The organism is Hyunsoonleella aestuarii, from assembly GCF_006148925.1.
Lineage (GTDB): Bacteria > Bacteroidota > Bacteroidia > Flavobacteriales > Flavobacteriaceae > Algibacter_D > Algibacter_D aestuarii.
The window spans coordinates 446,728-469,324 of sequence record NZ_VAWB01000002.1 but is presented as its reverse complement, the minus strand read 5'-3'; the positions used below and the strand labels follow the sequence as shown (position 1 = coordinate 469,324).

Here is a 22,597-nt window from a genome sequence, read left to right as displayed (position 1 = left end):
TGCATAAATGAAATTAATTCAACGAATTGGTTATTATCTTGGAGGTTTCTCTCTTGGTTTAATTATTTTGGCTTTCTTTTTAAATGGAAAAAAAACATCTTGTAGCTATGGCCCCGAAGCAAGAGTTCTAAAAAACATAAACACCAAAAAAATAATTTTCAGTGATAATGTTGAAAATGTTGATTCTACAATTGTTCAGCATTTATTAAAAAAAGGCAATATTAATTTCTCTGGCAGCGATACCAGAAAAGAACCTTGTAGTATATATCTTATTGAGGGTGTTTATGATGACAACGAAACTTCAATTTCAGTAGAAAACTGTGATAGTATTGCAACTATTATAAAACTGACTAAGTTCTAATTTTCTGCTAATTTTCTGCGCTTACGTTCTTTGCTTAAAAGACTTAATTCTCGCCCTGTTTGTCCAGCGACAGAGGTGTTTTCTTCTGCACGTCTTATCAAATAAGGCATCACATCCTTAACTGGGCCAAATGGAATATATTTAGCCACGTTATAGCCTTCATTTGCTAAATTAAAACTTATATGATCACTCATACCATACAATTGTCCAAACCAAACCCGTTTATCACTATTTTCAATCCCTTTCTCTCTCATTAACTTCATTATGAGATATGAACTATCCTCATTATGAGTGCCAGCAAACATAGACATATCATTTAAGTTATTTAACATATACGTGGTTGCTGAATCAAAATTAATATCAGTTGCTGTTTTATTAACACAAATTGGAGAAACATAATTTTTCAATTCTGCACGGTCATTCTCTTTTTCCATGTAAGCACCTCGCACCAATTTATATCCTAAATAATAGCCACCATTTTTTGCTAAAGCGTGTTGTTGTCTTAAAAAAGCTAATCGATCGTGTCGATACATCTGTAATGTATTATATACAATAGGTTTCTCAGTGTTGTACTTTTGCATCATTTTAGTTACTAGATCATCAGCTGCATCTTGCATCCAACTTTCTTCTGCATCTATTAAAACTGCGACATCGTTCTTTTTGGCTCTTTCGCAAACAGTATCGAACCTAGTTATTACATTATTCCACTCAATAGTTTCATTTTTATTTAATCCCTCTCCCTTACTTACTTTTTCATAAAGAGAAAAACGACCAAAACCAGTTGGCTTAAAAACGGCAATGGGAATGGCATCTCGTTGTTTTGCAAAATCAATTATTTTTAAAATTGTATGCATCGCAGAGTCAAACTCAGCTTCATTTTCTTTACCTTCAACAGAGTAATCTAAAACAGAACTAACTCCTTTATTGAACATTTTATCAATTACAGGAATACAATCCTCTTCATTTACACCGCCACAAAAATGATCGAACACCGTCGATCTAATTAAACCTTCAATTGGCAAATTAGCTTTAATTGCAAAATTTGTCGCTGCCGTACCAATCCTAACTAAGGGCTGAATGGATATCATTTTAAACAAAAAATAAGCACGCTCTAACTCAGAATCATTTTTTAAAGCGAAAGCTATTTCAGTATTATCAAAAATTGGATTAGTAATCATTGAAATATGTAATTTGTACAAAGATAATTATCACATGGTTATAATTTTATATAAAAACTCCTTAATTTCACAGCCTCAAAAAAGTATTATTTTATGGATTCTATTCAAGCAAGTGACTCTATAATTCATTTTAACGAACCGTCTTACGCGCTACTAAATAAGTATGTAAATGGGGGTAATTTTTCTAAAATTTTTGTTCTAGTTGATACTAACACGCACACCTATTGTTTAGCTAATTTTTTAGAACGATTAGAAACAGATTTATCCATTGAAATTATTGAGATTGAAGCAGGAGAAATTCATAAAACAATTGACACTTGTGTAGGAGTTTGGAATGCTCTTTCGGATTTAGACGCTGATAGAAAAAGCTTGATGATAAATGTTGGTGGTGGTGTTGTTACAGATTTAGGTGGTTTTGCAGCTTGTACTTTTAAACGTGGTATTTCTTATTTAAACATTCCAACGACTTTATTATCTATGGTCGACGCTTCTGTTGGTGGGAAAACAGGTGTAGATTTGGGTCATTTAAAAAACCAAATAGGAGTTATCAGTGCTCCAGATATTATAATTATTGACACAAATTATTTAGATACACTTCCTAAAAGCCAAATGCGATCTGGTTTAGCTGAAATGCTTAAACATGGTTTAATTAGTGATGAAAATTATTGGAATAAATTCAAGGACTTAAAAAGTTTAAATCTTAAAGATTTAGATCAATTAATTTATGAGTCAATTCTCATAAAGAAACATGTAGTTGATATAGACCCTTTCGAGCAAAATTTGAGAAAAACTCTTAACTATGGTCACACTTTAGGTCATGCAATCGAGTCATACTTTTTAAGTAAACCAGATAAAATTGATTTATTACATGGGGAAGCTATTGCAATAGGTATGGTTCTCGCATCTTACATATCTACAAAACTAACAGGCTTTCCAGAAGCAGTTAATAATGAAATCAAAATATTATTTAAAGGCTTTTATGGTCATGTTGAAATTCTTGAAAGTGAGTATGCCGATATTATCGAGCTACTTAAGTACGATAAGAAGAACGAACATGGTAATATAAATTTTGTCCTTTTAGAAGCGATAGGGAAACCTAAAATTGATTGCCTAGTCGATGATAATATTATTATAGACGCTTTTAAATTTTACAATTCTTAATTACTCAATTTATTTTTTTTGTAACTTTATAAAACTCGATTTGAGTTCACTTATATCATATTTTAAGGTTTGATATGAAAAGAATTATAGTTGATTATAAAAAGCTTACACCAGAACTCCTAACCCGACTAACGGAAAAGTTCCCTGACGGTTACGGAGATGACGATATCATTACTTTTGATGATCATCATAATCAAACCATTGAAGCTGTAGAGGTTAAAACAGAAGACACCATTTACTTAGTTAAGGTTCACAGCAAACTTCATTATACCATGGCTAATTTTGATAGTGATAATTTTACTGTAAATGATTTAGGCAATGTGATTGTTGAAAAAGATGACGATCTTGATAATTAAGCAAAAAAAAGCTCTTTTTTAAAAAGAGCTTTTGTAAATTCAATATATACATTTTCTTTAATTCATCTCATTAAAAATGGAGTGCATTAAACGTTTCTTATCATTAATACTTTCCTCAAGAGAAATCATTGTTTCGGTTCTGTAAACCCCTTCAATATCATCTAATCTAAAGATTACTTCTTTAGCGTGCTCTGTACTTCTTGCTCTAATCTTACAAAAGATATTAAATTTGCCAGTCGTAATATGAGCAACGGTAACAAAAGCAATTTCATTTATACGTTCAAGAACAAATTTAGTTTGTGAAGTATTATTTAAGTAAACCCCAACGTATGCAATAAAAGAATATCCTAATTTCTTGTAATCCAGTGTTAACGAAGAACCTCTAATAATCCCGGCTTCTTCCATTTTCTTAACACGAACATGAACTGTACCTGCGGATATCAATAATTTTTTAGCAATATCAGTAAACGGAATTCTTGTGTTATCAATTAACATGTCAAGAATTTGATGATCAATTTCGTCTAATTTAATTTTCCCCATAATTAACTATTCTTAAATATGAGTCAAAATTAATACATTTTTATTAAAAATTCAGCAAAAATACTATGTTTTATTTCGATAAAAGCAATATTTTTTCATTATTCAATATTACGCAAACGTTTTCGTAACCGATTTTTAAGGTTTTACCATCATGCGCTAACACCTCACAACCACTTGCCTCTATCTCTAAATGGCCATAAAGCTCATTAAGATTTTCAATTTTTTCAACTCTTGGTAAAAATGTAACTCGGTTATCAACTAAGTTTTCTTGGAATTGAATTCCAATATCTACGTTATCACCTTCAACTTTAGCATTTCTAATAATAACATCTAAAAAACATTTGTCGTTTTCAGGAATATCAAAGTAATCTTTATAATGAAGTCCATTTATGCTATTCCTTGAGATGTAATCTAATGAAACTAAATAAGACAAATATATTAATTCACGTGTTTTATCTCTAGCATAGTCATCTTTAGAATGACCAGCTTCAAACAGTATGGTAGGCACATTTTGACTTTGAAACGTATCCCCAACACAATTAATATTAAAAGCATCATCATAAACGCCTATTTGCTGTGGAATAACTTTTTGGAGCGATTTATTCATAACACTAATAACTTCCATGGCTACTTTCCTATTAGGTGTTATAGTACAAATTTCATCTTGAGCCGGAGCTAAAAACGAAACAGTAGCCGAATTCGACGTCTTACCAGCACTAAAAATGGTTCGTTGTCCATGTAAGTTATAACAAAAATGAGGGTTAAAATCTTCAAAAACTTTACGCAACACTCTACTTTCTGGCTGTGTTAAATTTTGTGCATCTCTATTTAAATCAATTTCATTGGCATTAATTCTAGTATAGGCACGAGCACCATCCGGGTTAAGTATAGGGATTATATATATAGTGCATGAACTTAATATGTAATCAACATCAGAAGTGCTATCAAGAAACGTATTTATAAGATCGAATAAGGCTTTTGTTGTGGTAGATTCATTTCCATGCATTTGAGACCACATTAAAATTCTTTTATTACCATTCCCAATTTTAAATCCATAAATCGGCTCACCGAAAACTGATTTACCAATTGTATTTACATCAATGCCTCCTTTGCGCTTTTGAAGTAAAGGACTTACGTGATCGTTAGTAATATACCTATGAAACAAGCTTTCTTCTTTGTTCTTTAAATACAATTCTTTTATTAACTCAATATCCATCTAAAAGATTTAATTTACAAAAGTAAACATTTACTGTGTTACAATTGTGAACATTTATTTATATTAAATTGTTTACAATTATAAACACATAATCATATTATCAAATTAAAAATATATTAAATTCATTATTTAATTAATAAATGATTGCTATTCAATATATTAATTACTTTTAAATAAAGTGTTTATTTATTAATAATAAACAAATTATCAGATTTGAATAGTCATTTTAGGTTCATATTGTTACATTTGTATATCGAATCGATTTTGATACTAATTTACAATGATAAACAACGAGGCTTTTTCGAAAAGACTACAAAAAGTGATAGATTATCACGGAGAATCTGCTTCCTCTTTCGCCGAAAAAATTGGAGTACAGCGCTCAGGTATTTCGCACATACTATCAGGTAGAAACAAACCAAGTTTGGAATTTGTTTTAAAGGTCCTAGCCTCTTTTCCAGAAGTAGAACTTTATTGGCTTTTAAATGGTAAAGGCACATTCCCTTCCACAGTAACTTCAAATATCGTTGAAAATGCCAAAGAAGATAGTACAGAGAAAACTGGATTTCCAGATAAAGACGATAAGGCTATTGAACGAATCGTGATTTTTTATTCCGACGGCAGTTTTAAAAGCTTTCAGAATTAATAGGAAACTTACTTAACTTTGCCTAAAAACTATTCTATGCGCCTTTTTGGATTGATTATGCTTATATGTTTGACAAGCTGTTATAATATTGAAAGAAATTGTACTGATTATAAAACAGGCACATTTTACAGCGAAGTAATAATTGATGACGTCACTTATAAATCACAATTTGAGCGATTTAAAACCACACAAGTTGAAACTTACAATAGCAAAATAGATTCCTCTAAACTAAGGTGGATAAACGATTGTGAGGTCATTTTTAAAACTATCAACCCAAAAAATAGAGCTGAACAAAAGGATGTACACCTAAAAATTTTAACTACAACAGATTCTTCATATACGTTTGAGTATTCTTATGTAGGAGAAACAAAAAAACAAAAAGGCACAGCCTACAGACTCAATCAATAAAAAGGATACAAAAACGATTCAATCAAGTTAAACTGAAGTTCTTTGTCTTTATTTATTTCATAAGTTAGAAAAACTTCACCCCAATATTCGCCATCCGAAAAATCAGCTATAATCCATTTGTGATTCAGCATTTTGACGGTATTAATCATCATTTTTCTTCCTTCACTGGCTGCGTAAGGAACTATAGGATGCTCTCCTTTTATCTCATTTAACTTATAAAGTTCATCTTTAATAAAAGGAATGAGTTCATCCGTTTTATAACCGTCATTCTCAAAATAAGAAAGCGCATCTTCATTTCGTTCTAAATTAAAATGTGATAGTTCTAACATCTTGTTACTTAAAAATGCCACAGAATCTTTATAAGTGACTAATGCATTCGAACAATTTTGACTTTTTTTATTCAATTCTTCAATTACGCGTTTAGCATTGATATATTGAAATAGTGCTAATAAACTAGCAAAAATAAATAGGTATAAAAATATGCGTTGCTTCATTTGATTTTTATAGTTTTAATTGTAAACCGTCGTAGGCAAGAAAGACATTTTCAGGCAATTTTGATTCCACTTCTTCATGAAAACCTAATAAGTGACTAATATGTGTCAAGTAGGCTTTTTCAGGATTAACCTTTTTTATAAATAAAAGCGCTTCCTCTAGGTTAAAATGCGATTGATGCGGTGTGATACGCAATGCATTTACTACTAATGCTTTTAGGTTTTTTAATTTGTTGATTTCTTTTTCAGAAACCGTTTTCATATCAGTTAAATACGCAAAATCATTAAATCTAAAACCAAAAACTTGAAGCTTATCATGCAGTCCCTTTATGGGAATCACTTCTAAATCGCTTATTACAAACGGCTTGTTCTTTAAACGATTTGTAATGACCGTAGGAGCTCCTGGGTATTTATTCTTTGTTTTGAAAATATAATTAAATCGCTTTTTTAAGGCTTTTATAACACGTTTATGAGCATAAACATTAATATCACCTTGCTTAAAATAAAACGGTCTTATATCATCTAATCCTAAAACATGATCTGAATGTTCATGAGTAAAAAGAACTCCATCAATTCTAGAGCATTCTGCACGTAACATTTGATATCTAAAATCAGGACCACAATCTACAACATAAGTATAATTGTCCCATTCTACTAAAATAGAAACACGCAACCTCTTATCTTTTGGATCATCACTTAAACAAACTGGATGATTACTTCCAATTATTGGAATACCTTGTGATGTACCAGTACCAAGAAAGGTTATTTTCAATTACATTTAGTTTTCCACAAAAATAAGTTTATTTTTTTGTTTGCTATACTTATTTGATACCTTTGTAACACAAGTTATAACCTATTAATTAATATGGAAATTACCATAAAAGGCGATAAAGATTTTGATGATATTCCTTCTTTAAAATCGAAAGCACTTCGAATTAATTTAAACGAAAATATTTACGGAACATTTGCCGAAATTGGTGCGGGTCAAGAAACCTGTCGTCATTTTTTTAGGGCTGGTGGAGCATCTGGAACCATTGCAAAAGCAATGTCGGCATACGATAAAGATTTTAGTGATGCTATTTATGGTGCTGAAAAAGATGGACGTTATGTAACTGAAGCCCGGTTACGAAAAATGCTTTCTCATGAGATGGATCTTATGGAAAATAGGTTAACTAGAGAAAAAAATCCGAATAAAATCTTTTTCACATATGCCAATACTGTTGCAACCATTGATTTTGCAAAGCAATTTAAAGGACACGGCTGGGTTGGAATAAAGTATCAAATAGAAGCTAGTCAAGATTATAATGAAATAATAATTCATTTAAGATTTAAGGAAACTGATGCCCGATTACAGCAAGAAACGCTTGGTGTATTGGGAACAAACTTAATTTATGGTGCTTTTTACAAGTATAACGAGCCTAAGAAATTGTTGCGCTACTTATACGATCACTTAGATAAAGATCAGTTAGAAATTGATACCATTAATTTTTCTGGACCCGTTTTTAAAGATGTTGACAATCGCCTGATGAGTTTGCAATTGGTTAAAAATGGAATGACCGACGCTGTAATGTTTGGTCCCGATGGTAATAATGAATTACCAGCAAGAGTTCTATACAAGAAAAATATTTTAGCTTTACGTGGTAGTTTTAGACCTGTAACTAAGGTAAACATGGCCATGTATGAGAAGTCATATGAAATGTTTATTAAGGAAAATAAAGTTGATGTAGATAAGACGGAGGTTGTTTTTGAAATAACGCTATCAAACCTTAGAGCTGAAGGCGAAATTGATGAGCAAGATTTTATGGATAGAGCAGATTTACTTTGCTCACTTGGTCAATCTGTTATGATCTCCAATTTCCAAGAATACTATAAAGTAGTTGAGTATTTCTCTAAATACACTAAGGCTAGAATGGGATTAGCAATGGGTGTTAGCAATTTGGTTGATATTTTTGATGAAAAATATTACCGTCATTTAAGTGGTGGCATATTGGAAGCTTTTGGGAAATTATTCTTTAAAGACCTTAAGGTTTATTTATATCCTATGCTTGACTCTAAAACTGGAGAGTTGATAAATAGTGATAATTTAAAGGTTTACCCTAGAATGAAAGAATTATACAAATTCTTTAAATACAATGGAAAAGTAATTGATATTGAAAATTATGATAAAAGTATCATGAGTATATTTTCAAGAGAAATACTGCAAATGATTGACGCTGGAGATCGTGGTTGGGAAGATATGGTTCCAGAAGGCACTGCAGATTTAATTAAAGACTACCGTTTGTTCGGCTATACAAGGAAACCTTTGAGTCCTTTGCGAATTAAAAAGCGTGTAAAAAAGAAATAAAAAATTCATTGAATAAAAAAGCGGTTATGTTAATAACTGCTTTTTTTATCCTAAAATTTGAGCTGCATGATCTTTAGTTTTCACTTTATCAATTACTCGCTCAACTACTCCATTTTCGTCTATAATAAATGTTTTTCTGTGTATCCCATCATATTCTCTACCCATAAATTTTTTTGGTCCCCAGACGCCAAAAGCATCAATAACAGTTTTCTCTTCATCAGCTAATAGCGGAAAAGGAAATTCATACTTATTTTTAAAATTGGATTGTTTTTTTGCTGAATCTGCACTTACACCCAATAATTCATATCCTTGTCCCTGAAGTTCTTTGTAATTGTCTCTTAAATTACAAGCTTCTAAAGTACAGCCAGGTGTACTAGCTTTTGGGTAGAAAAAAACAACTAACTTCTTACCTTTAAAGTCACTTAATGAAATTGTATTTCCTTGTTCATCTTTAGCTGTAAAATTAGGAACAGCTTCACCTTGTTTTAGAGTATTCATAGTCTTAACTTTGATTTTTTACCAAAAGTACAACTTATGACTAAAACTGAGAAGGTTAAATTTATAATTAATACACTTTACAAACTTTATCCTGAAATTCCAATTCCGTTAGATCATAAAGACCCTTACACTTTGTTGATAGCTGTTTTAATGTCTGCTCAAAGTACAGATATAAGGGTAAATAAAATAACACCATTACTCTTTGAAAAAGCAGACAACCCTTATGATATGGTTAAACTTTCGGTAGAAGATATACGAGATATAATAAAACCTGTCGGGTTGTCTCCGATGAAAAGTAAAGGCATTCATGGGTTATCTAAAATATTAATCGAAAAACACAAGGGTAAAGTACCAAAAAGCTTTGAAGCATTAGAAGAGCTACCTGCAGTTGGTCATAAGACTGCAAGTGTGGTCATGTCCCAGGCATTTGGTGTTCCTGCATTTCCAGTTGATACGCATATACACAGATTGATGTATCGTTGGAATTTAAGTAATGGTAAAAATGTAAGCCAGACAGAAAAAGATGCTAAACGCTTATTTCCAAAAGAATTATGGAACGATTTGCATCTTCAAATTATTTGGTATGGTAGAGAATATTCTCCGGCTAGAGGATGGGATTTACATAAAGATATAATAACTAAAACTGTTGGGAGAAAATCCGTTATACAGGATTATCTAAAATCAAAAAAGCCCTGATAAAAAATCAGAGCTTTTGAAAACTTAGTTTAGAAGCGCTTCAAACTTCATTTTATTACAATTTATAACACTTAAAGCCTTAGAGTAATTTAGAAGAAAATTAACCGTTTCTTCTCTCGGTTCTAGATCATTAAAATTTTTAATAGAATGTTTTTCAGAGTAAAGTTTTGCCATTTCTTTAATTAAAGGGTTATTATGATTAAATAACGTGGCAAGTATTACTTTATTGTGTTAGTTTGTTAAAACAATATTATGTTTCTCTATTATCTTTCTTAAATTAATTAAAGCATAGCGCATACGCCCTAGAGCGGTGTTAATACTAACACCAGTCCTGTCTGATATTTCTTTAAAACTCATATCCTTATAAATACGCATTAAAAGGACTTCTTTTTGATCTTCTGGCAATTCGTCAACCAATCGTCTTACATCATTTTCTACCTGTTCTTTAATAATTCGTTTTTCTGCATTCAAATTATTATCACTTAAAACAGAAAAAATACTAAAATCCCCACTATTATCAAACTTAGGCATTCTGTTATTCTTTCTAAAAAAGTCGATAACCAGATTGTGAGAAATACGCATTACCCATGGTAAAAACTTTCCTTCTTCGTTATAAGCCTTGCGCTTAAGCGTTCTTATAACTTTTATAAAAGTATCTTGAAAAATGTCTTCGGCGACATCTCTATCGTAAACTTTGGAATAAATAAAACTATAAATCTTTTGCTTGTGTCTGGTAATAAGAACTTCTAAGGCACTTTCATCGCCATTAATGTAGCTACTAACTAACGTAGCATCTGAAATAATTTGGTGTTGCATAATCATTACTTTTAACGCAAAAGAAGAGGCTTCTTTGCTTGGGGTTTAACTGTTTAAAAGTAATATTATGTTATAGGCAAGTGATAATTAAGTGATTAATAGTTGGTCAAATATAACAACAATCATTCCTAAAAAACAAAAATTAACACATTTTTTTAGCTTATTTTGGATTTATAATGCGTTTTATCAGATGAAATACTTGTAGTATCTTTGCAAGATTATTCCTTTAAACCTCTTATGATTCCTAATATTTCTGAAGTAGACCCCAAACAAAACATCATTATAAAAGGTGCTAAATTGCATAATTTAAGAAATATTGATGTTGTAATACCGAGAAATAAACTAGTCGTTATTACTGGGTTATCTGGATCTGGTAAATCTAGTTTAGCCTTCGATACGCTTTACGCAGAAGGGCAAAGACGCTATGTCGAAAGTTTATCAAGTTATGCACGTCAGTTTTTAGGGAGGTTAAATAAACCTAAAGTAGATTACATAAAAGGTATAGCTCCAGCAATTGCTATTGAGCAAAAAGTAAATTCAACAAATCCAAGATCAACCGTAGGTACAACCACCGAAATTTACGATTACTTAAAACTTCTTTTTGCTCGAATTGGTAAGACCTACTCGCCAATTTCTGGACACGAGGTTAAAAAAAATACGGTAACAGATGTTTTAAACTATTTAAAAACCTTTACCGAAAACGAAAAACTTCTGCTCTTAGCTCCTATCCACCTTGAAGAAGGAAGAACCATGGCAGATAAGCTTAAAGCCTTACAGCAACAAGGTTATGCAAGAATAAAGGTGAATGAAGATATTTTAAGACTTGATGAGGTAAAAGAAACAAATAAAGATGATAGCACATTATTAGTGGTAGATAGGATAATCACCAAAAACGATGAAGACTTTTACAATCGATTAGCCGATGCTATTCAAACGGCTTTTTACGAAGGAAAAGGTTCATGTATAATTGAATCTTTAAAAGATAAAAAACAGCGTCTTTTTAGCAATAAATTTGAATTGGATGGCATCACGTTTCTTGAGCCTAATATTCACCTTTTCAGTTTTAATAACCCCTATGGTGCATGTCCAAAATGTGAGGGTTATGGTGATATTATTGGAATTGATGAAGATTTAGTGATACCCAATACAGGATTGTCGGTATATGAAAGCGCTATTTTTCCATGGCGCGGAGAAAGTATGAGTTGGTATAAAGATCAATTAGTTAATAACTCTCATAAATTTGATTTTCCGATTCATAAACCGTTTTTTGAGTTAACTGATGAACAAAAACAGCTTATCTGGGATGGGAATCAATACTTTGAAGGCTTGAATGCCTTTTTTACTGAATTAGAATCAAAGGCTTATAAAATTCAAAATCGCGTTATGCTATCACGCTATCGCGGAAAAACTAAATGTAAAACCTGTAATGGTAAACGACTAAGAGTTGAAGCTAATTATGTTAAAGTTGGAAATTCAACTATAACTGACTTAGTTGAAATACCTCTTGATAAATTATCTAGTTTCGTTAACAACTTAGAATTAAATGATCATGATACCAAAATAGCAACACGGTTACTTAAAGAGATTAAAAACAGATTATCCTTTCTCTCTAATGTTGGATTAGGATATTTAACATTAAATAGAAAATCTAATACGCTTTCAGGTGGAGAAAGTCAACGAATTAATCTAGCAACCTCACTTGGTAGTAGCTTGGTGGGTTCCATGTATATTTTAGATGAACCTAGTATTGGCCTACATCCAAAAGATACCGAAAGATTGATTTCCGTTTTAAAATCATTAAGAAATTTAGGAAATACGGTTATTGTTGTAGAACATGATGAGGATATTATGAAATCGGCGGACAATATAATTGACATTGGACCAGAGGCTGGAACACTTGGTGGGCAAGTAGTTGCAAGTGGTAATTTCAATGATATTTTAAATTCTAACTCATTAACATCTCAGTATCTTAGTCATAAGCTATCTATAAAATTACCTAAACAGAGACGTAGCTCCAAATATTTCGTTGAAATAAAAGGTGCAAGAGAAAACAATCTCAAGAATATAGATGTACGTTTTCCATTAGGTATGCTAACAGTTATAACAGGAGTTTCTGGTAGTGGTAAGAGTACTTTAGTTAAAAAAATACTTTATCCTGCATTGCAAAAGAAATTAACCGATTTTGGTGATAAACCAGGACAATTCACCTCTTTAGAGGGTAGTTTTTCTAATGTTAATCATATCGAATTTGTAGACCAAAACCCTATTGGGCGATCATCAAGATCTAATCCTGTAACCTATATAAAAGCCTATGACGATATTCGGTCATTATATTCTAAACAAAAGCTTAGCAATTTACGTAATTACCAAGCTAAACATTTCTCCTTTAATGTAGATGGTGGACGCTGTGAGACTTGTAAAGGTGAAGGTGAAGTAACTATTGAAATGCAGTTTATGGCAGATGTCCATTTAGAATGTGAAACGTGTAAAGGCAAACGTTTTAAGAAAGAAGTGTTAGAAGTTAAGTTTGAAGATAAAAGTATTGATGATATTCTAAATCTTACTATTGATGATGCTATTTCATTTTTCGAAACACATAAGCAGTCAAAAATTAAAAACAAACTCCAACCATTACAAGATGTAGGATTGGGCTATGTGACCCTAGGGCAAAGCTCTTCTACCCTATCTGGAGGTGAGGCTCAGCGCATAAAACTTGCTACATTTTTAGGAAAAGGAAATAATAAAGAAAAGGCGCTTTTTATCTTTGATGAGCCTACTACTGGCCTACACTTTCACGACATCAAAAAACTATTAAAATCGTTTAATGCGCTTATTGAAAAAGGACATTCTATAATTGTTGTAGAGCATAATATCGATTTAATTAAATGTGCAGATTACATTATTGACCTTGGTCCAAACGGCGGTGAAAATGGCGGAGAAATAGTAGCATCTGGTACACCAGAGGAAATTATTACAATTGAAACTTCAGTAACAGGAAAATACCTTAACGAGAAACTTTCAAGTGTGTTTAATTAGAACTTTCTAATAAAAGAAAAAACTAACTAAACTAATGATTATTAAGGCAATTGGGACAACAAACATTAAATAGATAAATGTTGTCATTCCTGTTTTAATAAAACTAATAAACCAACCTTGTTGATAAAAATGTTTAATAGCTATCAATAAGTAGAAGTATGTCGACATTACTATTAAAAAATCTAATGAATCTGGTATCTCTATAAAATTATTAATAATTAGAATTAAACTGAACACAGAAAATAGAAAAGAAAAATAGTAAAAGCTAAAGACTAAGTGATGGGCATAGCTTCCTCTTTTTCTGAAAAATAGTTTTAAAATTAATGCAAAAATTGGCAATAAAACGAAAAGGGAAATAGGAATTGTGTCATAAAAAGCTTGTAAAATTTGACCACCATTTCGTTGTTTATAAAACTTAAGTACTTGAGAATAAAATTTTCGAGCAATTGAACCTGCATCATCAGACATTCCCATAGCCTTAAAAACGTCTTCATCTGCAGCACCCAAGGCAATTAGCGAATCTACTTTCTTCCTATTAAAATCAAATGCTAATGATTCTTTAGTCTCTTTAGTTGTATTAGCTTGTATTATTGAGTCTATAGCTTCTACATCTTTAATTTCTAAACCAGGTATGTTAACATTTTTTAATGGCGTTAAAATACTATCTTTTTTTATTGAATCTGAAGCTTTAATGTCATTAATTCCTAAACCAGTTATATCAGCTGTTCCAAGATGTTTAAAAATACTATCCATTATTGTCGAATCTAAAACTTTGATGCTTTCTTGTTTTAAACTATCCGATATAATGGGTTTATTTAGTGTTTTTTTTAGGTTAGTATCCAAAGTTTCTACTTGATTCCTAACAACTGTCACCGATAATAAAAAGAAAAACACTACCGAAATGAATAAATACATTTGAGCAGGATGTAAGTAAAGCAAACGCTTACCTTCTATAAAGCGTTTTGCTAAACACCCTGGTTTGAACATCAACGGAAAGAAACTTTTCAAAAACCGAGCATCAAAAGAAAAATAATTACTAATGGTATTATAAAATAAAACCCCAACAGTTAATTCTTCTTTTGCTTGTTGCCCACAATATGGACAAAAATAAAAGCCTTCATCGAATTGACTTTCGCAATTTTTGCAAATTTCTTGTTCTTTTGACATTTAATTAGTTGACTTTTATAAATGTAATAATTATTAAATAAAATTACGATGTACATATAAGATTATCATTATCTATTTTATTTTCATACAACAAGATAAAATTATAACCAACAGTAATTCAATATCTTAATAACAAATTTACTATATATATTAAGTTAATGAATTATGTTTTTTATTTTTTTGGCACGCATATTGAAATCCTGAAGTTATATAGCGCAAGCCGAAAAGCTAAAGAGTAGGCACAATATTAAATCCTAGAACTATGAAGAAAAGAATACTTTTACTTACAATGCTGTTAATGGGATTAACAGGTGTATCAGCAACCAACAACCATCACTCAGATTATAACAAAAAGAATAATAAATATGATCGTTATGCTCAACCCATTATTTTTATGGAACACGGTGTGGAATTCTTGATATTCCCAGATGGTAGTTTCGATTTCAATACCAATAATTATGATCCATATTATAATAATCGTGCTTACTACAGATCTAATAGATCGAAACGCAGCGATATAAATGCGAACTATAAAGGTCCAAATATGAATGTTGCCTATTCCAATAATACAAGAAATAATGGTGTTTACATATCTAGAGATAGATTTGGGCAAGTAAGACGAATTGGAAATGTGTTTTTAAATTATGATAGACGTGGAAAGGTAACCAGAATTGGGTCTGTATTTATTGAATACAGAAGAGGAAGAAATGGCACTTTAAGACAAGTTGGTGGCTTACAAGTAAACTACAACCATTGGGGTGAAATTGTAAACCTTAGAGGGCAAGTTAATCGTTATCAAGATGATTTTTGCCATGTATGTGGTGTTAATTCTTGTAGTATGATTCATGATTTTCGAAACCACAGAGACAGACATTTCCATGACAATGATTGGTTTGATAATAAACGAGATGACAATTATTATTATAAGAAAAATGGTAAGATAAAAAAGCAAAAGAAGAATAAGCAATAATATTATATTAACTATTTAATATAAATAAAACTCGAGGCCATTAGGTTTCGAGTTTTGTTTTGAGGAATTATAAATAAGTAAAGTTAAAATATATTTCACTATTATAGTAACTGATAATCAAACAGTTGAATCTTGGTTCTGATTTTTGGCACGCTGTTTGTAATCAGTAAAATGTATTCACAAATTAAATTTTACAATTATGAAAAAAATAGCCTTTTTATTAGCCGGTTTACTCCTAACAGGGTTTACAGTTAATGCAGAAACAGTTAATACCAATATTAATGCAACCACTATTACTTATGGTGGCTACGGTAATTCTTTCATATTTGTAGAAAATGGAATTGAATTTTCTGTTTTTCCAGATGGGCAGTTCGATTTTAACATCCAACGTTATTTCGGTTCTAATATTAATGTTTCCATTGGATCTCCAAATGCAAATATTAGTTTTAATTCAGGTTACAACTATAACGCCTATGTACAGTATGATGAATTTGGTGCTGTAATTCAAATTGAGAATACACCAATTTTTTACGATTTTTATGGACGAATTTCTCAAGCTGGAAATGTGAATATTCATTACAATAACTTCGGTCGCGTTTCTCGTGTAGGTGGATTATTTGTTCATTATAACAGATTCAATAATTTTTCACACTACACAGGATTTATAAATATTTACAATAGACATTATGTGTATAGACCATGGCATGTTTTCTACGGTGTTCCTGCATTTAATTATTGTGTAGTTTATAATAGACCATACAGACAATTTTATTCTCCAATAAGATATGTGTATAACAGACCGTTCTATAATAATTACAGACCAAGAACATCAGTAGCAAGTAGACGTGGTAACAGTATAACCAGAAATTCTCGTTATGCTACGGTTAACCGAAGCGATAGAAATAGAACTCAAGTAAATAGACAAGCCTCATCAAGACGAAGCTATGCTAGTTCAAATACAAGTTCTAGAAGAACTAATAATACTGCTGTTAGTAGAACATCAAGACGTGATAATAATATATCTAGTAAAATTTCTAGAAGTTCGAATACAAAAGTAGCAAGAAGTCAGGATTCAAGAAGAAGTAACAATTTAGCAACCCGAGATTCAAGACGAATTAATAACAATGCTAACAGAAATATAATACGCAGTAATACACCTTCTCGTGATAATAAAAGTGTAAGACCAAGCGTTAATAACTCAAGATCGAGAAAAAGTGCTGTAACCCAATCTAGAAATAATTCGCTTACCCATAAACCAAGAAGAACAAATTCTCGTACATATAATAAAAATAGCAGCACCAGAAGAACTGCTCAGGTAGCAAACAGAAGTTCTCAAAGACAACCGAGAATAACAACACAAAAATCGGTTTCTAGAACTTCAACAAGTAAATCTAGAGCAACTCAAAGTAGAAGTTCTTCTAATAACAATACAAGATCTACTTCAAGAAGAAGATCATAACCGTTTTGGTTGGTTAGTTGGAAAGCCCCGCGATAAGTTTGCCTCAAAGCAAATTCGTGGGGTTTTCTTTTTTTATAAATTATAGGTTTATAATTTTCTTTATAAGACTAGAAACATCATCCGAAATTTTTAAGTAATGTGCAATAAAACCATAAAACGCAACTAATATTAAAGATTTAAGAATAATATTAATAATAGGGTGAAAAGAAAAATTCCAGAAATAAAATAAACCAAAACTTACAACTATGAGAAACAGTGTTTTTAGAGTGTTTACAGTAAAAGGCATCATTTTAAATAAATACTTCACAAATAATATTTTAGCTACGTTATAAATAATTACTGCTATAAATGTGGCATATGCAGCGCCTAAAACACCATACATTGGAATAAATAAAGCATTTAATGTAATGGTTAATATAACCAATCCCAATCCTAGAAGAAGTACCATTTTATAATAATCACTATTAAATAAAATAGCATTATTATTACCTAATACGTTATCTGAAAGCTTTGCTATTCCTATTAAGAATACAACTACAATACCGTCTCTGAATTTCTCGGGTATTAAATGGTATAATTCCGAAATATTTAAAACGATTAATAAAAAAATGAAGCCGCTTATAATAAATAAGCTTAATGAACTTTTTTGATATAACACCTTTAATTCGCTTTTATCATTTTCATTTAGAAGTTTTGCCGTTATCGGGCTTGTAATTTGATGCATGGCACGGGCAGGTACGCCAATAACCATTGCTATATATATAGCGACAGCATAATAAGCTACATTCTCTATTTGAATGTAATGACCTATCATAAACTTATCTATTTCTAAAATGATATTTGCTACAGAACCTGCTATAATAATTAAGGCGGAATACTTTATGACTTTTTGAAAATTAGGCAGTCGGTTAAATCTTAAAACAGGTGATTTCAAACTAAAGGCATATAAAGCCATCACTATCATGCGCAAAGCATAAACACCAACAATACTAACTATTAATTGATTAACATTAAGTATTTCTAAGTACAAACAAAATAGCAGAATAGTTGTGCACATTCGGTGGAAGATCTCTTTCATAAAGTTTCCAAATACACTTTGCATTTGGACCTTGCTCCATGCGTAGAAAACTTCAAAATAGGCAAATAATAAAGCTGATAAGAAGATTAACCAGATATAATCTTCAATAATAGCATTCTTTTGAGAAAGCCAAGAACTAAGTACTTCAAAACTTAAATAACCAAGACATCCAACAGGAATAGCTATAAACATCGGTAGTGCAAGCATAAGGGTTAAAAAACTATTTTGAGAATGTCTTGTTTTGTATGAAGAATAAAACTTAATTATTGTATTGTGAACACCAAAAGCCATTAGTGGCATCATAATAGCAGCTGTTGAGAAAATATATTGAATTAACCCGAAATAATCATCACTTACAAAGTTTGTAAATAGAAACAGTGTGTTTATTCCACCAATAATAAAACCTATATAAGTAGTAATCGTGTTCTTTATTGATTGCGATAAAACAACTCCCATTTTAAATTAATTCAGCCAATGATTTTGTTAAAGCCTTTCTACTATACTTTTGTAACCCCATAGCATGAGACTGTAATTCACCTTTTTTATAAGCATTGTAATGCTTTAATATAGTGTTTTTTAAAGGTTCCAAGTTATCGTACAAGAAGTAATTCCCAGTATTAGTTTCTCTGATTAATTTTTCTACATCAGAATCTTGAGGTCCAATTGCCAGAATTGGCCTATTTGAGACCATATATTCAAATAGTTTTCCAGGAATGATGCATTTCGTTTCTTCTGAATCGATCTCGATTAATAATAATACTTGTGAATTTTTTTGAAATTTAACTGCTTCTTTGTGAGATACATAACCAAAATTATTACAATAATCACTTAAATCATAAGACTGAAGTGTGCTAACAACTTCATCACTTAGAGAACCTACTAAATTCAACTGAAAATCTTCAGCAAAACTTTTGTTACTTTTTATTAATTCTGAAAGCACTTGCCATAAAACAGTCGGGTTTCTTTTGGATAATAAAGAACCTATATGAGCCATGGTAAACTTTGAATCTAATTCCAAATTCCCAGTTGATTCTTTGTCGTATCCGTTAGTAATAACTGAAATTGGAACTTGTGTTAACTTTTCAAATTCACTTTTAGTTGTATAGCTCGTTACAATCACCTGGTCAGTTTCATTTAAAACCTTACTTTCTAAAACTTTGTGTTTTTGTTGTGCTCTTTTTCCGAGATTTAATTGTTTATGATACCCAATTGTTGTCCATGGATCTCTAAAATCTGCTAACCACGTCACTCCTAGCCTTTCTTTTAAATTTAAACCAATAAGATGCAAACTATGTGGAGGACCTGTGGTTATAATAGTATCTATATTATTTTCAGAAATATATTTTAATAGATAATTAACAGAGGGTTTTATCCAATTTTTTCTAGCATCAGGAATAAAGAAATTCCCTCTAACACATAGCATTAATTTTTCTAATAAACCTTGCTTTTTCGTTTCGGTAATAATACCCTTGCTTATTTTATCAGTAGATGCTTTTGAAAAAAAGCTAGCCAACCTATAAGGCTCTTTTATAGGGTGTTTAATAATTTCTAACTCAGCAGAAACGTCTTCTAACAAACTTTTATCAACTATGGAATAATTAGGATTTTCTGGAATATAAACAATTGGTTCAATATTAAAATCAGGTAAATATTTTACAAATTTTAACCAACGCTGTACCCCAGGACCACCAGCAGGTGGCCAATAATAAGTTATAATGAGTGCTTTTTTACGCACTTTTATTTCGCTTTTTAAACTCATAAAATATACCCGCAAGAAGCAGTATTCCAAATAAAACTGAACTTGCTAATGCAATTTTACTCCCGGTTTTAACAACATTTGGATCAAATCTGAATTCAATTATATGCTTACCTGAAGGTACATGCATACCTCGTAAGGTATAATTAACACGCATGTGTGATGCTTTTCCCCCATCAATAAAAGTCTTCCAACCATTACCATAATAGACTTCAGAAAATACTGCAAATCCATCATTAGAGTTGTTAGACTCGTATTTTAAGTAGTTAGGTTTTACTTCTTTAAGTGTTATGTGTGCAAGTGAATCTATTTTAAATGCTTCTTTTGGAGACTTTGACACTTCTCTATCAATATCTCTTGATGATTGATAAGTATAAATTGCTTTAGTTTTAGTATCTAAGCTATCTAATAACTTTATTTCATCATTTGCAGAACTAACTTTTTCTAATTCCTTTACAAACCAAGCATTGCCATTTACCTCTTCATTATAATACGCCATGGGTTTCCCTTCCTCATCTTGCACTAAAATATACTTAGTATTAAGCATGTTAAGTACATTAATATTATTCTGTCTAATATGAAATTCAAAAACATCCTCATAGCGTTTAAGTTTTGCAGCATGATAACCATTAAGTGAATTATGAAAATATGAAGCTCGAGCTCCAGACGAAACAATATCAAACACTCTAAAATGAGTTGTGTCTTTTAAGATATCTTTATCAGCAGAATTTGCAGTGTAAGGCTTATTTACTTGAATGGCTGAGATAAAATCATCGTTATTAACATATCGTTTGTCCACCCCAATTAAATCGAACAAAATCAAAACTCCTAAACTAACCATTAACCATTTTTCTTTCAACTTGTTCTTCAAAAACATAAAACAAGCCGTTGCAGCTAGTAATACTAAAATAAGCGATCTTATTGTGTCGGAAGTAAATACGGCCTTCCTATCCTCTTTAATAGCATCTACAAACGCTTGTCCATAATTCTGCCTGTAAAAACTATCACTTCCGCCAGCAAAATCAAATGATGATTTTAAAACGAGTAATAATAACGCCAATCCTGCAGTAATTAAAGCCGAATACTTTAATGCTTTAAGTTTTTCATCTTTCTTGTCAAAATCATTGAATAAACGTGATATTCCAAAAACTGCCAATACCGGAATACATAATTCTAAAATAACTTGAATTGAAGTTATTGCTCTAAACTTATTGTAAAGCGGAAAATAGTCTATAAATAAATCGGTTATAAAAGCAAAAGGTTGATTTTTGCCATAAGACAATAATAATGAAAGCAAAATACCTCCTACCAACCACCATTTCAAGCGACCTTTAGCCAAAAATAATCCCAAAACAAATAAAAACAATACGACGGCACCAACATAAGCAGGAGCCTCAACTATGGGTTGATTTCCCCAATATAAAGGAGCTCTCTTCGACTCTTGCAATGCCTGGCTAGGGCTAGCTCCTAATTTTCTATATGCCTCATAGGTTTTTGAATCTTTTCCAACATTCTCCCCATTGCCTCCTCCCATAAACCTTGGTATGTACAAATTTAAGGACTCCAAAATACCATAGCTATACTGTGTTATGTACTCTTTATCTAAACCAGAAGTAACTTCCTTAGGACTTCCATCGGGATTAATAGTTAACTCACTTTTTCCACGAGTGCTTTCTTTTGCATATTCTTGAGTTGCCATAATTCCTGTTGCATTAAGCGCAATACCAATCATAACAGCAACAACTAAAATCCCAATTGACTTAAAATAATGAGGTAACAATTTCTTTTTATAAGCATCAATTAGGTAAGCTAAACCTAAAACAATTACTAAAAGCATTAAATAGTAGGTCATTTGAAAATGGTTTGCAACCAACTCTAGTCCCATTGCCAATGCAGTTGTTAAAAAACCTAAAATATATTGCTTTCTAAAAGTTAACAAAATACCACTTAAAACCAATGGCATATAAGCAATAGCATGTGCTTTACTATTATGTCCTACACCCAGAATTATAATCAAATAGGTTGAAAACCCAAATGCCAAAGCACCTAATATGGCCAATTTAAAATCTACTTTCAAGACTAGTAAAAAGATATAAAACCCTAATAGATATAGAAACAAATAGTCAGCTGGCCTTGGCAGAAACCGCAATGCTAAATCAAGCTTTTTTATGTAATTATGCGGATATTTTGCTCCTAATTGATAGGTTGGCATCCCTCCAAAGGCACTATTGGTCCAGTAAGTCTCCTCTCCTGTATTAGTTCTAAAATCGGTTTGCTGCTTAGACATCCCAATATACTGCATAATATCACTTTGAAATATTTGTTTACCTTTTAAAACGGGACTGAAGTATGCTAGTGAAATTATTATGAATCCAATTATTACCGAAAAGTGTATCAGGAATCTTTTAACAGAAGATGGCATA

Annotated in this window: 22 protein-coding genes; 10 read left to right on the top strand and 12 right to left on the bottom strand. The window is 31.2% G+C overall.

Annotated features, from left to right (window positions below):
- Positions 1-7: 7 nt before the first annotated feature.
- Positions 8-361, top strand: coding sequence for a hypothetical protein (locus FEF17_RS11830; protein WP_139002606.1), 354 nt, complete (start codon positions 8-10; stop codon positions 359-361).
- Here the strand turns inward: FEF17_RS11830 and FEF17_RS11825 are convergent.
- The gene (locus tag FEF17_RS11825) at positions 358-1,539 is read right to left on the bottom strand and encodes a proline dehydrogenase family protein (protein ID WP_139002605.1); all 1,182 of its coding nucleotides are present in this window, start codon (positions 1,537-1,539) and stop codon (positions 358-360) included. The genes FEF17_RS11830 and FEF17_RS11825 overlap by 4 nt on opposite strands.
- Before the next feature lie 93 nt (positions 1,540-1,632).
- Here FEF17_RS11825 and aroB point away from each other — a divergent pair, with 93 nt between their 5' ends.
- On the top strand, positions 1,633-2,700 hold the full coding sequence (aroB, locus tag FEF17_RS11820; protein WP_139002604.1) for a 3-dehydroquinate synthase: 1,068 nt from the start codon (positions 1,633-1,635) through the stop codon (positions 2,698-2,700).
- A 74-nt stretch (positions 2,701-2,774) separates the two neighbouring features.
- Entirely contained in the window at positions 2,775-3,056 is a 282-nt protein-coding gene (locus FEF17_RS11815) for a hypothetical protein (RefSeq protein WP_139002603.1), read from the top strand.
- Between the two features lie 57 nt (positions 3,057-3,113).
- On the opposite strand, the gene FEF17_RS11810 is transcribed toward FEF17_RS11815, so the two are convergent.
- Both FEF17_RS11810 and FEF17_RS11805 read right to left on the bottom strand, forming a co-directional pair.
- Positions 3,114-3,596, bottom strand: a complete 483-nt coding sequence (locus tag FEF17_RS11810) for an Lrp/AsnC family transcriptional regulator (protein WP_139002602.1) — start codon at positions 3,594-3,596, stop codon at positions 3,114-3,116.
- 70 nt (positions 3,597-3,666) lie between these two features.
- Positions 3,667-4,812: a M14 family zinc carboxypeptidase gene (locus FEF17_RS11805; protein ID WP_139002601.1), complete on the bottom strand. Its 1,146-nt coding sequence runs from the start codon at positions 4,810-4,812 to the stop codon at positions 3,667-3,669.
- Between the two features lie 280 nt (positions 4,813-5,092).
- Between FEF17_RS11805 and FEF17_RS11800 the strand changes: the two genes are divergently transcribed.
- Together FEF17_RS11800 and FEF17_RS11795 are read left to right on the top strand one after the other, a co-directional pair.
- Entirely contained in the window at positions 5,093-5,455 is a 363-nt protein-coding gene (locus FEF17_RS11800) for a helix-turn-helix domain-containing protein (RefSeq protein WP_139002600.1), read from the top strand.
- Between the two features lie 36 nt (positions 5,456-5,491).
- Complete coding sequence (locus FEF17_RS11795; RefSeq protein WP_170181002.1) at positions 5,492-5,863, top strand: DNA topoisomerase IV; 372 nt, start codon at positions 5,492-5,494, stop codon at positions 5,861-5,863.
- On the opposite strand, the gene FEF17_RS11790 is transcribed toward FEF17_RS11795, so the two are convergent.
- Entirely contained in the window at positions 5,857-6,357 is a 501-nt protein-coding gene (locus FEF17_RS11790) for a hydrolase (protein ID WP_139002599.1), read from the bottom strand. The genes FEF17_RS11795 and FEF17_RS11790 overlap by 7 nt on opposite strands.
- Before the next feature lie 7 nt (positions 6,358-6,364).
- Positions 6,365-7,126, bottom strand: a complete 762-nt coding sequence (locus FEF17_RS11785) for an MBL fold metallo-hydrolase (protein ID WP_139002598.1) — start codon at positions 7,124-7,126, stop codon at positions 6,365-6,367.
- Positions 7,127-7,219: 93 nt separating this feature from the next.
- Between FEF17_RS11785 and FEF17_RS11780 the strand changes: the two genes are divergently transcribed.
- The gene (locus tag FEF17_RS11780) at positions 7,220-8,698 is read left to right on the top strand and encodes a TonB-dependent receptor (protein WP_211342480.1); all 1,479 of its coding nucleotides are present in this window, start codon (positions 7,220-7,222) and stop codon (positions 8,696-8,698) included.
- Between the two features lie 45 nt (positions 8,699-8,743).
- Here FEF17_RS11780 and bcp read toward each other — a convergent pair whose 3' ends face one another.
- Positions 8,744-9,196 carry a thioredoxin-dependent thiol peroxidase gene (gene bcp / locus FEF17_RS11775; protein ID WP_139002596.1) on the bottom strand — a complete coding sequence of 151 codons (453 nt, stop codon included), beginning with the start codon at positions 9,194-9,196 and terminating at the stop codon, positions 8,744-8,746.
- Between the two features lie 36 nt (positions 9,197-9,232).
- On the opposite strand from bcp, the gene FEF17_RS11770 reads away from it, so the two are divergent.
- Complete coding sequence (locus tag FEF17_RS11770) at positions 9,233-9,892, top strand: endonuclease III domain-containing protein (RefSeq protein WP_139002595.1); 660 nt, start codon at positions 9,233-9,235, stop codon at positions 9,890-9,892.
- A 24-nt stretch (positions 9,893-9,916) separates the two neighbouring features.
- Here the strand turns inward: FEF17_RS11770 and FEF17_RS14320 are convergent, their stop codons facing one another.
- Both FEF17_RS14320 and FEF17_RS11765 read right to left on the bottom strand, forming a co-directional pair.
- Positions 9,917-10,066 carry a hypothetical protein gene (locus FEF17_RS14320; RefSeq protein ID WP_170181001.1) on the bottom strand — a complete coding sequence of 50 codons (150 nt, stop codon included), beginning with the start codon at positions 10,064-10,066 and terminating at the stop codon, positions 9,917-9,919.
- A gap of 57 nt (positions 10,067-10,123) precedes the next feature.
- A complete protein-coding gene (locus FEF17_RS11765; protein ID WP_139002594.1) occupies positions 10,124-10,708 on the bottom strand; it encodes an RNA polymerase sigma factor in 585 nt (194 codons plus the stop codon).
- A gap of 237 nt (positions 10,709-10,945) precedes the next feature.
- On the opposite strand from FEF17_RS11765, the gene uvrA reads away from it, so the two are divergent.
- Complete coding sequence (uvrA, locus tag FEF17_RS11760; RefSeq protein WP_139002593.1) at positions 10,946-13,744, top strand: excinuclease ABC subunit UvrA; 2,799 nt, start codon at positions 10,946-10,948, stop codon at positions 13,742-13,744.
- A 6-nt stretch (positions 13,745-13,750) separates the two neighbouring features.
- Here the strand turns inward: uvrA and FEF17_RS11755 are convergent, their stop codons facing one another.
- Positions 13,751-14,911, bottom strand: a complete 1,161-nt coding sequence (locus FEF17_RS11755) for a DUF3667 domain-containing protein (protein ID WP_139002592.1) — start codon at positions 14,909-14,911, stop codon at positions 13,751-13,753.
- Between the two features lie 262 nt (positions 14,912-15,173).
- On the opposite strand from FEF17_RS11755, the gene FEF17_RS11750 reads away from it, so the two are divergent.
- Positions 15,174-15,881, top strand: a complete 708-nt coding sequence (locus tag FEF17_RS11750; RefSeq protein WP_139002591.1) for a hypothetical protein — start codon at positions 15,174-15,176, stop codon at positions 15,879-15,881.
- A 199-nt stretch (positions 15,882-16,080) separates the two neighbouring features.
- The gene (locus FEF17_RS11745; RefSeq protein ID WP_139002590.1) at positions 16,081-17,340 is read left to right on the top strand and encodes a hypothetical protein; all 1,260 of its coding nucleotides are present in this window, start codon (positions 16,081-16,083) and stop codon (positions 17,338-17,340) included.
- Between the two features lie 79 nt (positions 17,341-17,419).
- Here FEF17_RS11745 and FEF17_RS11740 read toward each other — a convergent pair whose 3' ends face one another.
- From FEF17_RS11740 to FEF17_RS11730, 3 genes are read right to left on the bottom strand one after another with little or no spacing between them, the layout of a single operon-like run.
- Entirely contained in the window at positions 17,420-18,874 is a 1,455-nt protein-coding gene (locus FEF17_RS11740; RefSeq protein WP_139002589.1) for an oligosaccharide flippase family protein, read from the bottom strand.
- Position 18,875: 1 nt separating this feature from the next.
- Complete coding sequence (locus tag FEF17_RS11735; RefSeq protein ID WP_139002588.1) at positions 18,876-20,177, bottom strand: glycosyltransferase; 1,302 nt, start codon at positions 20,175-20,177, stop codon at positions 18,876-18,878.
- Positions 20,146-22,596, bottom strand: a complete 2,451-nt coding sequence (locus FEF17_RS11730) for a hypothetical protein (RefSeq protein WP_139002587.1) — start codon at positions 22,594-22,596, stop codon at positions 20,146-20,148. The genes FEF17_RS11735 and FEF17_RS11730 overlap by 32 nt, the downstream gene beginning before the upstream one ends.
- Between the last annotated feature and the right edge of the window lies 1 nt (position 22,597).